The sequence below is a fragment of the Flavobacterium sp. SM15 genome (assembly GCF_022012335.1).
Classification (GTDB): Bacteria; Bacteroidota; Bacteroidia; order Flavobacteriales; family Flavobacteriaceae; genus Flavobacterium.
The window spans coordinates 27,842-40,261 of the sequence record NZ_JAKLTO010000005.1 but is presented as its reverse complement, the minus strand read 5'-3'; the positions used below and the strand labels follow the sequence as shown (position 1 = coordinate 40,261).

General features: G+C 37.2%; 15 protein-coding genes. 8 read left to right on the top strand and 7 right to left on the bottom strand.

Annotated features, from left to right (window positions below; translation table 11 throughout):
- Window positions 1–51: 51 nt before the first annotated feature.
- Entirely contained in the window at window positions 52–1,158 is a 1,107-nt protein-coding gene (locus tag LZZ90_RS09645) for a Glu/Leu/Phe/Val dehydrogenase dimerization domain-containing protein (RefSeq protein WP_237790486.1), read from the bottom strand.
- Window positions 1,159–1,357: 199 nt separating this feature from the next.
- Here LZZ90_RS09645 and LZZ90_RS09640 point away from each other — a divergent pair, with 199 nt between their 5' ends.
- Together LZZ90_RS09640 and LZZ90_RS09635 are read left to right on the top strand one after the other, a co-directional pair.
- Window positions 1,358–3,106, top strand: a complete 1,749-nt coding sequence (locus LZZ90_RS09640) for an ABC transporter ATP-binding protein (protein ID WP_237790485.1) — start codon at window positions 1,358–1,360, stop codon at window positions 3,104–3,106.
- 72 nt (window positions 3,107–3,178) lie between these two features.
- A complete protein-coding gene (locus LZZ90_RS09635; RefSeq protein WP_237790484.1) occupies window positions 3,179–3,550 on the top strand; it encodes a PUR family DNA/RNA-binding protein in 372 nt (123 codons plus the stop codon).
- A gap of 52 nt (window positions 3,551–3,602) precedes the next feature.
- Here the strand turns inward: LZZ90_RS09635 and LZZ90_RS09630 are convergent, their stop codons facing one another.
- Window positions 3,603–3,935: a tRNA-binding protein gene (locus LZZ90_RS09630; protein WP_237790483.1), complete on the bottom strand. Its 333-nt coding sequence runs from the start codon at window positions 3,933–3,935 to the stop codon at window positions 3,603–3,605.
- A gap of 2 nt (window positions 3,936–3,937) precedes the next feature.
- The gene (locus LZZ90_RS09625; protein ID WP_237790482.1) at window positions 3,938–4,405 is read right to left on the bottom strand and encodes a DUF962 domain-containing protein; all 468 of its coding nucleotides are present in this window, start codon (window positions 4,403–4,405) and stop codon (window positions 3,938–3,940) included.
- A gap of 84 nt (window positions 4,406–4,489) precedes the next feature.
- On the opposite strand from LZZ90_RS09625, the gene LZZ90_RS09620 reads away from it, so the two are divergent.
- The 3 genes from LZZ90_RS09620 (at window position 4,490) to LZZ90_RS09610 (ending at window position 7,272) form a co-directional block, all read left to right on the top strand.
- Window positions 4,490–5,053: a thioredoxin family protein gene (locus tag LZZ90_RS09620; RefSeq protein WP_237790481.1), complete on the top strand. Its 564-nt coding sequence runs from the start codon at window positions 4,490–4,492 to the stop codon at window positions 5,051–5,053.
- 256 nt (window positions 5,054–5,309) lie between these two features.
- Window positions 5,310–6,875 (top strand): FMN-binding glutamate synthase family protein, encoded by a 1,566-nt coding sequence (locus LZZ90_RS09615; RefSeq protein WP_237790480.1) that lies wholly within the window; start codon window positions 5,310–5,312, stop codon window positions 6,873–6,875.
- 7 nt (window positions 6,876–6,882) lie between these two features.
- A complete protein-coding gene (locus LZZ90_RS09610; RefSeq protein ID WP_237790479.1) occupies window positions 6,883–7,272 on the top strand; it encodes a GreA/GreB family elongation factor in 390 nt (129 codons plus the stop codon).
- A 39-nt stretch (window positions 7,273–7,311) separates the two neighbouring features.
- On the opposite strand, the gene LZZ90_RS09605 is transcribed toward LZZ90_RS09610, so the two are convergent.
- The 4 genes from LZZ90_RS09605 to LZZ90_RS09590 all read right to left on the bottom strand — a co-directional run bounded on the left by LZZ90_RS09605 (window position 7,312) and on the right by LZZ90_RS09590 (window position 10,463).
- On the bottom strand, window positions 7,312–7,842 hold the full coding sequence (locus LZZ90_RS09605) for a hypothetical protein (protein WP_237790478.1): 531 nt from the start codon (window positions 7,840–7,842) through the stop codon (window positions 7,312–7,314).
- Between the two features lie 83 nt (window positions 7,843–7,925).
- The gene (locus tag LZZ90_RS09600) at window positions 7,926–8,219 is read right to left on the bottom strand and encodes a cytochrome c (protein WP_237790477.1); all 294 of its coding nucleotides are present in this window, start codon (window positions 8,217–8,219) and stop codon (window positions 7,926–7,928) included.
- 81 nt (window positions 8,220–8,300) lie between these two features.
- Window positions 8,301–9,233, bottom strand: a complete 933-nt coding sequence (locus tag LZZ90_RS09595; RefSeq protein WP_237790476.1) for a peptidylprolyl isomerase — start codon at window positions 9,231–9,233, stop codon at window positions 8,301–8,303.
- Between the two features lie 72 nt (window positions 9,234–9,305).
- A complete protein-coding gene (locus LZZ90_RS09590; protein ID WP_237790475.1) occupies window positions 9,306–10,463 on the bottom strand; it encodes an MFS transporter in 1,158 nt (385 codons plus the stop codon).
- A 115-nt stretch (window positions 10,464–10,578) separates the two neighbouring features.
- Here LZZ90_RS09590 and LZZ90_RS09585 point away from each other — a divergent pair, with 115 nt between their 5' ends.
- The 3 genes from LZZ90_RS09585 to LZZ90_RS09575 are packed head-to-tail and all read left to right on the top strand — an operon-like array spanning window position 10,579 to window position 12,309.
- Window positions 10,579–11,037, top strand: coding sequence for a GNAT family N-acetyltransferase (locus LZZ90_RS09585; RefSeq protein ID WP_237790474.1), 459 nt, complete (start codon window positions 10,579–10,581; stop codon window positions 11,035–11,037).
- A gap of 6 nt (window positions 11,038–11,043) precedes the next feature.
- The gene (locus LZZ90_RS09580) at window positions 11,044–11,844 is read left to right on the top strand and encodes a bifunctional 2-polyprenyl-6-hydroxyphenol methylase/3-demethylubiquinol 3-O-methyltransferase UbiG (RefSeq protein WP_237790473.1); all 801 of its coding nucleotides are present in this window, start codon (window positions 11,044–11,046) and stop codon (window positions 11,842–11,844) included.
- Window positions 11,845–11,859: 15 nt separating this feature from the next.
- The gene (locus LZZ90_RS09575) at window positions 11,860–12,309 is read left to right on the top strand and encodes a DUF1569 domain-containing protein (protein ID WP_237790472.1); all 450 of its coding nucleotides are present in this window, start codon (window positions 11,860–11,862) and stop codon (window positions 12,307–12,309) included.
- The last annotated feature ends 111 nt before the right edge of the window (window positions 12,310–12,420 follow it).

Genomic DNA, 12,420 nt, shown 5'->3' with positions numbered 1-12,420 from the left:
AAAGATTGTCTTCCGCTCCGCAAAATTATGAAATATTATTGACAGTGGAAATTACTTTCCAGTGATTTCTTTTTTTCTGGCATCGATACGCTCCTGAGCCATTCTTAAAGCAGCTTGGTGTGTAGTGATGTTGTTTTCTTTTGCATAGTTGAAAATATCCAACGTAGTGTTGTAGATATTTTGTGTTCTGCGCATTGCTTCTTCTTTACCGTAACCAGCAATTTCACCATAAACGTTAATGATTCCACCTGCATTGATTAAGAAATCCGGAGCATATAAAATTCCTCTTTCCTGTAATCTAGCTCCGTGAACCTGTTCTACCGCCAACTGATTGTTTGCAGCTCCAGCAATAACTTTAGCTTTGATTTTCTCGATAGTATCGTCGTTGATGGTTGCTCCTAAAGCACAAGGTGCATAAATATCTACTTCTGCTCCGTATAAATCTCCACCAGAGAAAACTTTAGCTCCGTACTTAGCACCTACTTCTTGTAAACGAGCCTCGTTGATATCTGCAATCTGAACAATCGCTCCTTCTTTAGAGATTAACTCCACCAAAGTTTCACCAACGTGACCGATACCTTGAACCAAAACTTTTTTACCTTCTAAATTATCAGAACCAAACTGATATTTAGCAGCAGCTTTCATTCCCATATAAACACCGTAAGCAGTTACAGGAGAAGGGTTACCAGAACCACCGATTGCTTCAGAAATTCCCGTTACGTGATCAGTATATTTTTTGATCAAATCCATGTCGGCAGTAGTTGTACCAACATCCTCAGCAGTGATATATTTTCCGCTTAAAGAGTTAACAAACTGACCGAATTTAGCGATAAGTTCAGGCGTTTTATCTGCTTTAGAATCTCCGATGATAACGGCTTTACCTCCACCTAAATTCAATCCTGAAATTGCAGATTTGAACGTCATTCCTCGGGAAAGACGCAATACGTCGTTTAATGCTTCCCACTCGTTTGTATATTTCCACATTCTGGTACCTCCCAAAGCAGGTCCTAAAACTGTGTTATGAACACCAATAATTGCTTTTAATCCAGTATCTTTGTCGTGACAAAATACGATTTGCTCATGATTATCAAATGAAACCTGACCGAAAACAGGGTCGATTTTGTGAAGCTCATTCGCTGTAGTAACTTCTGTTATCATGTTTTAAATTGTTTTTATAGGTTGAATAATATTCAAAAACAGGATGCAAAATTACACTTAAATTCAGAATATTTCAACATATTTTCATTATTTTAATTTTTTATTAATAATTGATTTTGAAATTTTACAATCGTTTTTTAAAATAAAATTCATTTTTTTAACATTAAAAGCGATATAATTTTATTTTTTCGAAAAAATCATGAAAGAACTTCAATATTTAAACAAATATTTCATAAAATATAAATATCATTTTCTTATAGGTGTTATAATTACAATTGTAGCGCAATTCTTTACTTTATACACTCCTAAACTGGTTGGTGATTCCATTAAGATTTTAGATCACAGCCAATTAGCTCCGGAAGTCATAAAATCAAAATTAATTCACAACATTGTAATGATATTGGTCACTACTTTGGTTGCCGGGTTTCTAACCTTTTTAATGCGCCAGACTTTAATTGTAATGTCGCGTCATATTGAATTCGACCTAAAAAATGAAGTATTCCAACAATACGAACGCTTAACGCAGAATTTCTACAAGCAAAACCGTACCGGAGATTTAATGAACCGCATCAGCGAAGATGTTGGAAGAGTTAGACAGTATGTTGGACCAGCGGTAATGTATTCAATAAACACCATCATCCGATTTGCCGTGGTGACGGTTCAGATGTATATCGTTTCCCCTAAACTGACTTTGTACTCCCTGTTACCGCTTCCTATTTTGGCGTACAGTATTTTTAAAATCAGTTCCGAAATCAACAAACGAAGTACAGCTTACCAACAAAATCTTTCCAAACTTTCCACTTTTACCCAAGAAATGTTTTCCGGTATCCGTGTGATAAAAGCTTATGCACTGGAAGGTCAGAAACAGGATGACTTTGCCCAATTATCCAAAGAAAGCAAAACCAAGAACCTGGATCTGGCAAAAGTTCAGTCGTTATTTGGTCCGTTCATGATTTTACTTATCGGAATCAGTAACTTAGTTGTAATCTACGTTGGAGGAATGATGTACATTAACGGTTCCATTCCGGATATCGGGGTAATCGCGCAGTTTATTTTATACATCAACATGCTTACCTGGCCGGTTGCTTCTTTAGGATGGGTTTCTTCGATGGTACAGGAAGCAGAAGCTTCACAAAAACGCATCAACGAATTCCTGAAAGTTGTGCCAGAAATTCAGAACACTGTAAAAGAACGCACTGACATCAACGGAAAAATATCCTTTGAAAACGTATCATTCACCTACCAAGACACTAATATAGAGGCACTAAAAAATATTTCTTTTACTCTTAACAAAGGAGAAACCTTAGCAATTTTAGGTAAAACCGGTTCAGGTAAATCTACAGTTCTTTCGTTAATAAGCCGCTTATATGATGTTGAAAACGGACAGGTTAAAATTGATGCCCAGAACATTAAAAACCTTAACCTTTATGATGTACGGGACCACATTGGTTTTGTACCACAGGATGCCTTTTTGTTCTCGGATTCCATCAAAAACAACATCAAATTCGGGAAAGAAGATGCCTCGGATGAAGAAGTAATTGATGCGGCAAAAAAAGCAGTAGTTCATAAAAACATTGTAAAGTTCAAAAACCAATACGACACGGTTTTGGGCGAACGAGGCATTACACTTTCCGGAGGTCAGAAACAAAGGGTTTCCATTGCCCGTGCGATGATTAAAAACGCCCCTATTCTTTTACTAGACGACTGTTTATCAGCAGTTGACACAGAAACCGAAGAAGCAATCTTAAACAATCTTACCGAATTCTGTAAAGACAAAACAACGATAATTGTGAGTCACAGGGTTTCCTCTGCCAAAAATGCCGATCAGATCATTATCCTGGAAGACGGTAAAATAATTCAACAAGGCTCTCATAATCAATTAGTAAACATCGAAGGATATTATAAAGAATTGTATTTCAAACAACTTTCTGAAAAAGAATTACAATAAATTGTTGGTTATTTTAGTTTTTTTTTAGATTTTTGGTTTCACCTAAACACAATTAATTTTGACCGAAGGATTATGAGAGAAAATGAAATGTTAGAAAAAGAGGAAATCTTTTCTAAAGTTTTAAGAGCCGGACGAAGAACATATTTCTTTGATGTAAGAGCTACCAAAGCCGACGATTATTACATCACCATTACTGAAAGTAAAAAATTTACTGAAGAAGATGGTTCGTTCCACTTCAAAAAACACAAAATTTATTTGTACAAAGAAGATTTTGCTGCTTTTAGAGACATTTTAGATGAAATGACCGAATATGTTTTGAATCAGAAGGGTGAAGAAGTAATTTCGGAAAGACATCAAAAAGATTTCAAAAAAGAATTCTTTACGGAAAAAGAAGAAGTTCAAACAACTACAAGCTACACCGATATCGATTTTGACGATATTTAATCGTTACTCAATATAGAAGAAAGTCCAGAATTGTTACGATTCTGGACTTTTTTTATCCAATCCGCAAACCATTTTCAACCTTAAAATCCGGAGTCAGCAAAACAATATCATTGTCTGCTCCGACTGAACCAAGCACCAAACATTCGCTCATAAACTTTCCGATCTGTTTCTTAGGAAAATTTACCACTGCAACTATTTGTCGATTCAGCAACTCCTCTTTATCATAGCGTTTTGTAATTTGTGCCGATGATTTTCGCATTCCAATTTCAGTTCCAAAATCAATGGTTAACTGATACGCTGGTTTTCGTGCTTCGGGGAAATCATTAACTTCAACAATAGTTCCCACACGCATTTCAACCTTTTCAAATTCTTCCCAAGTTAGCATAGTTATTTTTTTGAAGAGAAAACTTTGTCCAGCACCCAAGCCGGACCGATAAGTAAAAATTGAAGGTCTTTAACAAACGAAGGTTTTTTTCCTTCTATTTTATGACCGTAAAACTGTCCAATCCAAGCGAGTACAAAAATTACGACCGAGACCAACCACAATGGAAGATACTCAGAAATCATGCTATTTAAAACCAAACAGAAAAAAGAGAAAAAAGCAACTTTCAAGGCCATTGATACAGACAGTCTAATGTAAAACACCAAAACAAAAAGCAATACCACCACCGCCCAATTTACAATAATCGGGTGGTTAAAAGGAACGAGTCTTTGGAGAAATTCACTTGGAATACTCATCAACAACCCCACAATCGAAAAAAAAATCGCCGGAACACATAGGTAATGTATGGCCTTATTGGTCGGGTTTTTATGACTTTTTCCATATTCATCAAACCATTGCTTGAGTGTTTTCATCGCTTTTAAATTGACACTACTAAGTTAAAGATTTATTTTCGGATGGAAATTTTTTGCAGTACTTTAGTACAAACAATTCAAACGATGGCACGCACTCCCTCCAATATGATTCCCTTAGGCACTGTTGCTCCAACTTTTTATTTAAAAGACACTAATTCCAGCAGTATCTTTTCTTTTGAAGATTTAAAAGGCAATAAAGGAACTTTAGTGATGTTTATTTGTAACCATTGCCCGTTTGTGCACCATGTAATTGAAGAAGTGGTAAGAGTAGCCAACGACTATCGTGTTCAAGGCCTTGGAATCATAGCTATTTCCAGTAACGACATCGTAAATTATCCGCAAGATTCCCCAGAATTAATGCAGGATTTTGCCTTAAAACATCATTTTGAATTTCCTTATCTGTATGATGAAACTCAGGAAGTTGCCAAGGCTTATGATGCGGCCTGTACACCAGACTTTTATCTTTTTGATAAATTTGACAAGCTTGTATATCGTGGTCAATTAGATGATAGTCGTCCCGGAAACGGTATTCCTTTAAGCGGAAGTGATTTACGAAGTGCTATAGATGGCGTAATTTACAACCGAAGCATTAACCCAAACCAAAAACCAAGTATTGGCTGTAATATTAAATGGAAGTTAAATTCTTGAGCATTAACTTTTCTTTCCCTAAATTTGAAACACAAATAACATCTACTTGAATCATAATAGCACATACAGAATTACAACAGCTTGCAGAAAATGCAGGCTTGCGGTGCTATTTTCACACAACAAGGCCTTCATCAATTAGGCCTCCGTCTTACTTTATCTATTTTCTCAGACGGAGGATTTCTTTACTACACTCCAAAATTTATTTTGCTAACGAAGCGGCTTCTTTTTGAGGTTTGCTTACTTACACTTTATATTTATGTCATCAAAAAAAGTTTTTGGCAAACTTGTAGCGCGTCAGATTATCTGGTGCATCGCTGTAGTCTTTTTGATAAGTGTCTCCGTTTCCGTTTTTTTCCATAAAGACTATTTTCCTTTTCTGATAGCTCCTTTGGTTATCATTTCGATTGTTGCGCTCGACAGCCTGCAAACCAAGCATACAATCCTGAAAAACTATCCATTTGTAGGCAGGTTGCGGTATTTTTTTGAATCAGTTCGACCGGAATTTCGTCAGTATTTCTTTGAAGGTGAATTGGATGGAAAACCCTTTAACCGAAGACAACGTTCCATTGTTTATCAACGGGCAAAAAACGAAAAACAAACCATTTCTTTTGGTATGCAGGATGATCCGAACCGAATTGGTTATGAATGGGCCACACATTCCGTCTATCCGAAAAAAGCTAATAAAGATCATTTCAGAACAACCATTGGTAATAAGCAATGTTCACAACTCTATAATATCAGTATTTTCAACATCAGTGCGATGAGTTACGGTGCTTTGAGCAAAACTGCCGTAATGTCTTTAAACAAAGGCGCTGCGTTAGGAAATTTTGCCCACAACACCGGTGAAGGGGGTATCAGTGAGTATCATTTGCAGGGTGGCGATTTAATCTGGCAGATCGGAACCGGATATTTTGGCTGCCGAAATGAAGAAGGTGCTTTTTCTGAAGAACTTTTTGCCGAAAGAGCCAATTACCAACAAGTAAAAATGATTGAGCTGAAACTCTCACAAGGTGCAAAACCCGGTCATGGAGGCTTACTTCCGGCAGAAAAAAACACAGCTGAAATTGCCAAAATCCGAAGCATCAAACCTCATACAGCCGTTCACTCTCCAGCCGCGCACACTGCTTTTACAGACGCGGAAGGACTAATGCTGTTTCTGGCAAAGCTTCGAAAATTATCTAACGGAAAACCGGTAGGCTTCAAAATCTGTATTGGTCGAAAAGATGAATTCATCGAAATTGTGGAAGCAATGTTCACTACAGGAATTTATCCGGATTTCATTACCATCGACGGTGCTGAAGGCGGAACCGGTGCCGCCCCCTTAGAATTTATCGATTATATGGGCATGGCGCTTTCAGATGCAATTGTTTTTGTAAACCGAACATTAACGCAATTTGGTATTCGGGAACATGTTAAAATTATGGCTTCCGGAAAGATCATTTCGGCATTTGATATTTCAAAAACGATGGCTTTGGGTGCCGATGCGTGTTACAGCGCCCGCGGAATGATGTTTGCTTTAGGCTGTATTCAGGCATTGCAATGCGATAGCGGTAAATGTCCCGTCGGAATTGCTACACAGAATAAATCACTGTACAAAGGTTTGGATGTTACAGACAAAAGTGTTCGTATTACTAACTTCCACAAAAACACGCTCAAAGCTTTAGCTGAATTTATTGGGGCTTGCGGCTTCACAAATCCCAAAGAGGTAAAACCAGATATTTTTTTCAGAAGAACGGCACACAACAGCAACCAAAGTTTTTCGGAAATCTATTTTTCAAGCCCAACTCAAAATTCTAAAAAAGAAACTATTAACTTAAATTAATATACTTATGAAACCTATTCCAACATTCTCAAAAACAGAGCATCACTTACTTAAAGAACTGGCCAAAAAAAATGTCAATACAGCAAATTCCAAAGACATTATGCTTTTAAATCAGGAACTTGACCGCGCCGTCATCATAAAGGATACTTTTACAGGAGAAAACTTTATCCGATTAAATTCTGAGGTAACGGTTGAAGATCTTTCTGCAAAACGAAAAGTGACGTTTCAAATTGTACTGCCTTCGATGGCAAACGTAAAGGAAAACAAAATTTCCGTTTTAGCACCATTAAGCATAGCCATTATCGGATTCAAAGAAAACGACCAGATTGATTGGGAATTGCCCACCGGAACCAAAACATTCAAAGTAATTTCTGTTAAAAATGAAGTTCAGAAGTAACCTTCCTTAAAAACACCTCATCTGAAATGACGGTGTTTTTTATTTGTTTTTCTCCAACACTATATCAATCGGACGGTTGGTTTTCCTTCCAAACTGAACCGCTTTCTCACTTTGCGTGGCACACAACACATACATATTGAAAGCAAAAAGCTGGACAATTTGTGTTTTGTATTTTTTGGACAGGTCTTCAACTTTCAAACTGAATTTATCCGCCTCAAAAGTATTAGCAATCGATAAGAGATAGGTGTCTTTTGAATAAGGGAAAAACCATCTAGCATTCGGGTTTGGCGTTGTTAGCTTCTCTCCTTTTTCATCAATCTGATAATTTAAGGAGAAAACCATAGGCTGGTTACTGTTTTTCCAGCTATAGATATTGTTAACATTAATTACATCTTTGCCTAAACTATCAACAACGGTAATTCTCAGGTTCTTGATATTTTCCTTTTTCCCTTCCTCATGAACATCCAAAACAAGGTAGGAAGTAAAATCATAACCGCAGTGCATTGCAGGAGTCTGTGCTTTAACAGCAACAGACAAGAAGACCAACAGTAAAACTAAAAATCTCATCATTTTAAAATTGAATGGTCAAAAATAATCTATTTCAATAAAAAAAGCCCTCAAAAGAGAGCTTTTCCATAATTTATACTTTTAAATTACATTCCCGCAGTAAGGTAACCGTAAATACTTGCAGTATCTTCATCGGAAATTTTAGCTTTTTTTTGCATTCTTGCCAAAGTAACTTTCCATTCCTCTGCATTATGTTTTGAAGGTTCGAACAATTTATGGCATTTCGCGCAGTTTTGTTCGTACAATCCTTTTCCGTGTTGTTGTGCTGCTGTTAACTCAATAGCTTTTGGAGCTTCAGTAGTAGTTTGAACTACCTGTTTTGAGGCACAGGAATAAATTAAAAGGGATGCAATAGCTAACCCAAACAGTTTAAGTTTCATAATTTATCGGTTTTAGAAGGTAAATCTAATAAAAAAAGCCCTTCAAAAATAAGGGCTTTTCTAATTTATATAAAATCTGAATTACTTCACATCCATTAATTCCACGTCGAAAATTAAAGTTGCATCCGGTGGAATAACCCCTCCAGCACCGCGTGAACCATATCCTAAATAAGACGGAATCACAAAACGCGCTTTATCTCCAACCTGTAACAAAGCGATACCTTCGTCCCAACCTTCAATCACATGACCTTTCCCTAAAGGAAATTCAATCGGTTGTTTTCTTTTATACGAAGAATCAAAAACCATTCCATTATCTAAAGAACCTTGGTAGTGAACCGAAACTGTTTTTCCTTTTTCGGCTTGTTTACCATTTCCTTTTTGGATGATTTGATAACGTAAACCACTCTCCGTTTTTTGGAAACCAGCTGCTAATTTTTCAAGCGCTTCTTCCGCTAAACGTTTTTGTTCTGCTAATCTTTTTTCTCTTGAACCTTCGAAAGTCCTGAAAGCTTCCACAGCATTCCACTTTTGAGCTTCTTCACCAACTCTAACAATTTCGATACTTTCGATGATATCACCCTGAACAATATCATTAACGATGTCCTGCCCTTCAACTACATGTCCAAAAACTGTATGTTTGTTATCCAACCAGTCTGTTGGTACGTGAGTTATAAAAAACTGAGAACCGTTTGTTCCCGGTCCGGCATTTGCCATAGACAATACTCCTGGCCTGTCGTGTCTTAATTCCGGGTGGAACTCATCATCAAATTTATAACCGGCATCACCCGTTCCTGTTCCTAAAGGACAACCTCCCTGAATCATAAAATCAGGAATAACTCGGTGGAATTTTAATCCGTCGTAGTAGGGTTTTCCTTGTGGTTTTACATCGTTTTCCAATTTCCCTTCAGCCAAACCTACAAAGTTTCCAACTGTTCCGGGGGTTTTATCATGAGTTAATTTCACCAAAATCACTCCTTTTGAAGTATTGAATTTTGCGTAAATTCCGTCTTGCATTGTATTGATTTTTTTAAATTTCGAATTGCAAATATAAAGCTAATTTGTGAATTTATCTTTCCTTTTCATATTCTACTTCCGCTTATAAGTAGCAAGATAAACCAATAGAGAAGCTACAGAAAGAGCAGCGCCACCAATGGAAAACACTTCCCATTGACCAAGCTTCCAAAGCCACAATCCAAAAGCAGAACCTAAAGCCGTACCTAAAAAACTGAAAGACATATAAACCGTATTCATTCTGTTTCGTGCCTCTGGCAAAAGAGCATACACCCTTGTTTGATTGGAAATATGAACCGATTGCAATCCAACATCGATAAAAACAATTCCGATTAAAATACCAATGACACTTTTCGAAGAAAAATAAAAAACAATAAAACTGAGCAGCAAAAACAAAAGACCATAGCCGATTACCTTTCTCGGATTGCCTTTATCACCCATTTTTCCAACCAGTGGTGCCGCCAAAGCTCCCGAAGCACCGACAATCCCAAACAAGCCTATAGTTGCACTGTTAAAATTAAACGGCTCGCCGGAAAGCAACAACACCATTGTAGTCCAGAAAGCACCGAATTGAGCAAAACTCAACGCATTGATAAGTGTTGCTTCTCTTAACATAGGCTGTTCTTTTATCAGTGTAAATAATGACGACAACAACTGCCCGTAAGTTCCCTGAAAATCCGGTTTATTGACTGGAAATTTTCTCTGAATTACAATAGCTATCAACAAACAAAGCCCGGCAGCAATCCAGAACATCCCGCGCCAACCCAGCCATTCGCCAACGAAACCACTTATTGTTCGTGATAAAAGAATCCCAAGCAAAAGACCACTCATAATCGTACCAATCACTTTCCCCCTTTGTTCGGGAGAAGCCATGGTGGCCGACAAGGGCAAAATAAGTTGTGGTACTATTGAGAATGCCCCAATTAAAAAACTGGCAATCTGAAGCATCAAGAAATTAGTTGCAGTAGCTGCCAAAAAAAGTGCTAAAACAGCTGCCAATGTTGTGAGCAGGATTTGTTTTTTGCGTTCGAGTTTGTCGCCTAAAGGAACCATAAAAAACATTCCGACCGCATAACCCGCCTGTGTAAGATAGGTCACTCGTCCGGCCATGCTTTCGGCTACGGAAAATTCTTTTGCAATTAAAACAATAAGGGGCTGGCAATAGTATAAGTTCGCTACAATCAGTCCCGTACATGCGGCCATAAAGCCGACATCGGTTCTGGATAAATTCATGGTGCAAAATTACAGGAGAGCCTTCTTAATTAAATCATAAATATTTTTGAAAATTATCACAAGACTGAGGCCTTTTCATGCAATACAAGTATATTTGTTGTGTAGTAAAATTATCATGGAACCCAAAATGATCACTTATCAACCCCAATACAAACAGCGTTTTATCGACTTAAACACCGCTTGGCTGGAAGAATATTTCTTTGTGGAACAACACGATAAAGACGTTTTCGAAAACATTGAAAAAGTGATATTGGAACCCGGTGGCGAAATCTTTTTCTGTTTACTTGATGATGAAGTGGTTGGAACGGTTGCTATGCAAAAAGTAAACGATTCAGTGATTGAAATGGCAAAACTGGCCGTAGACAAAAAGCATCAGGGCAAAAAACTCGGCAATTTGTTAGTGGATGCCTGTATCGATTTCACCAAATCCCACAACTACAAAACTTTAATGCTGGTTTCCAGTACGAAATTGGATACTGCGTTGAACCTTTATAGAAAATATGGTTTTACAGAAACTCCTCTGGCTGAAACCGACTACCATCGTGCAGACATTCAAATGGAATTAAATCTTTAACAAATCATGGAAATCCCGAAAAATTATCTGGAAATTAATAAAGCAAGCTGGAATCAGAAAACGGCGGTTCATGTTACTTCCGATTTTTATGACATGGAGCGATTTCTAAATGGAAAATCAACCTTAAAAGATATTGAACTTTCAATATTAGGTGATGTTTCCGGAAAAAAAATACTGCATCTGCAATGTCATTTTGGTCAGGATACGATTTCTTTGGCTCGATTGGGCGCAAGTACAACCGGTGTTGATTTATCTGACAAGGCTATTGAAAAAGCAACCGAATTAGCCGTTCAACTCAATGCTGATGCAAAATTCATTTGTTCTGATGTTTATGATTTACCGAATTATTTACACGAAAAATTCGACATCGTTTTTACCAGTTACGGCACAATTGGCTGGCTACCTGATTTGGACAAATGGGCAAAAGTAATTTCGCATTTTTTAAAGCCTGATGGAAAATTTGTTTTTGCAGAATTTCATCCGGTAGTATGGATGTTTGATTACGATTTTAAAAAAGTCCAGTATTCTTATTTCAACATAGAAACCATCCTAGAGACCGAAGAAGGTACCTATGCCGATAAAAACGCCCCAATAAAAAACCAAACCGCGAGTTGGAATCATTCGTTAAGCGAGGTGTTTTCCGCTCTATTAAACAACGGAATGGCAATCGAAACCTTTGAAGAATTCGATTATTCTCCTTATAATTGTTTCAACAATACCGAAGAATTCGAACCTAATAAATTCAGAATACAACATTTGGAAAATAAAATCCCGATGGTATATTCGTTAACAGCAATCAAAAAATAAACATATAAATAGTTCATGGAAAGCTTATTTACACCCCAAGGCAATCAAAACATTATCGATCGTATCAACAAATTACAGCCCACTACCCTTTCCCAATGGGGAAAAATGACGGTTGACCAAATGATGTCACACTGTATTGCACCTTTAGATGTTGTATTTGGAAATCTTCACTTGAAAATAAATCCGATCATGGCTTTTTTTGGAAGAACCTTCATTAGAAAAAAAGTTATGGGTGCTGCTCAATTTAAAAAAGACAGCCCGACAGCGCCGGCTTTTATTCGCACTGGTTCCTACGATTTTGAAGCTACAAGATCCGAATTAATTGAAAAAGTTAAAAAATTCACTGAAGGCCCTCAGGTTATTAAAACCAACCTACATCCATTTTTTGGCCCAATGACCAATCAGGAATGGGACAACCTGCAATGGAAACATTTGGACCATCATTTAAGACAGTTCGGAGTTTAATATTTTAGTAATAAGTAAAAAGGGAGAAGAGATAAGCAACACTGGTCCTTTTCCCTTTTCCCTTTTCCCTCAAAACCACTACCTTTGCAACTTTCAACTTTATAACTGAAA

What these genes read in the sequence shown, in the direction of transcription:
- LZZ90_RS09645 (WP_237790486.1), bottom strand. Translation starts at nt 1,158, where the DNA reads ATGATAACAGAAGTTACTACAGCGAATGAGCTTCACAAAATCGACCCT.
- LZZ90_RS09640 (WP_237790485.1), top strand. Translation starts at nt 1,358, where the DNA reads ATGAAAGAACTTCAATATTTAAACAAATATTTCATAAAATATAAATAT.
- LZZ90_RS09635 (WP_237790484.1), top strand. Translation starts at nt 3,179, where the DNA reads ATGAGAGAAAATGAAATGTTAGAAAAAGAGGAAATCTTTTCTAAAGTT.
- LZZ90_RS09630 (WP_237790483.1), bottom strand. Translation starts at nt 3,935, where the DNA reads ATGCTAACTTGGGAAGAATTTGAAAAGGTTGAAATGCGTGTGGGAACT.
- LZZ90_RS09625 (WP_237790482.1), bottom strand. Translation starts at nt 4,405, where the DNA reads ATGAAAACACTCAAGCAATGGTTTGATGAATATGGAAAAAGTCATAAA.
- LZZ90_RS09620 (WP_237790481.1), top strand. Translation starts at nt 4,490, where the DNA reads ATGGCACGCACTCCCTCCAATATGATTCCCTTAGGCACTGTTGCTCCA.
- LZZ90_RS09615 (WP_237790480.1), top strand. Translation starts at nt 5,310, where the DNA reads ATGTCATCAAAAAAAGTTTTTGGCAAACTTGTAGCGCGTCAGATTATC.
- LZZ90_RS09610 (WP_237790479.1), top strand. Translation starts at nt 6,883, where the DNA reads ATGAAACCTATTCCAACATTCTCAAAAACAGAGCATCACTTACTTAAA.
- LZZ90_RS09605 (WP_237790478.1), bottom strand. Translation starts at nt 7,842, where the DNA reads ATGATGAGATTTTTAGTTTTACTGTTGGTCTTCTTGTCTGTTGCTGTT.
- LZZ90_RS09600 (WP_237790477.1), bottom strand. Translation starts at nt 8,219, where the DNA reads ATGAAACTTAAACTGTTTGGGTTAGCTATTGCATCCCTTTTAATTTAT.
- LZZ90_RS09595 (WP_237790476.1), bottom strand. Translation starts at nt 9,233, where the DNA reads ATGCAAGACGGAATTTACGCAAAATTCAATACTTCAAAAGGAGTGATT.
- LZZ90_RS09590 (WP_237790475.1), bottom strand. Translation starts at nt 10,463, where the DNA reads ATGAATTTATCCAGAACCGATGTCGGCTTTATGGCCGCATGTACGGGA.
- LZZ90_RS09585 (WP_237790474.1), top strand. Translation starts at nt 10,579, where the DNA reads ATGGAACCCAAAATGATCACTTATCAACCCCAATACAAACAGCGTTTT.
- LZZ90_RS09580 (WP_237790473.1), top strand. Translation starts at nt 11,044, where the DNA reads ATGGAAATCCCGAAAAATTATCTGGAAATTAATAAAGCAAGCTGGAAT.
- LZZ90_RS09575 (WP_237790472.1), top strand. Translation starts at nt 11,860, where the DNA reads ATGGAAAGCTTATTTACACCCCAAGGCAATCAAAACATTATCGATCGT.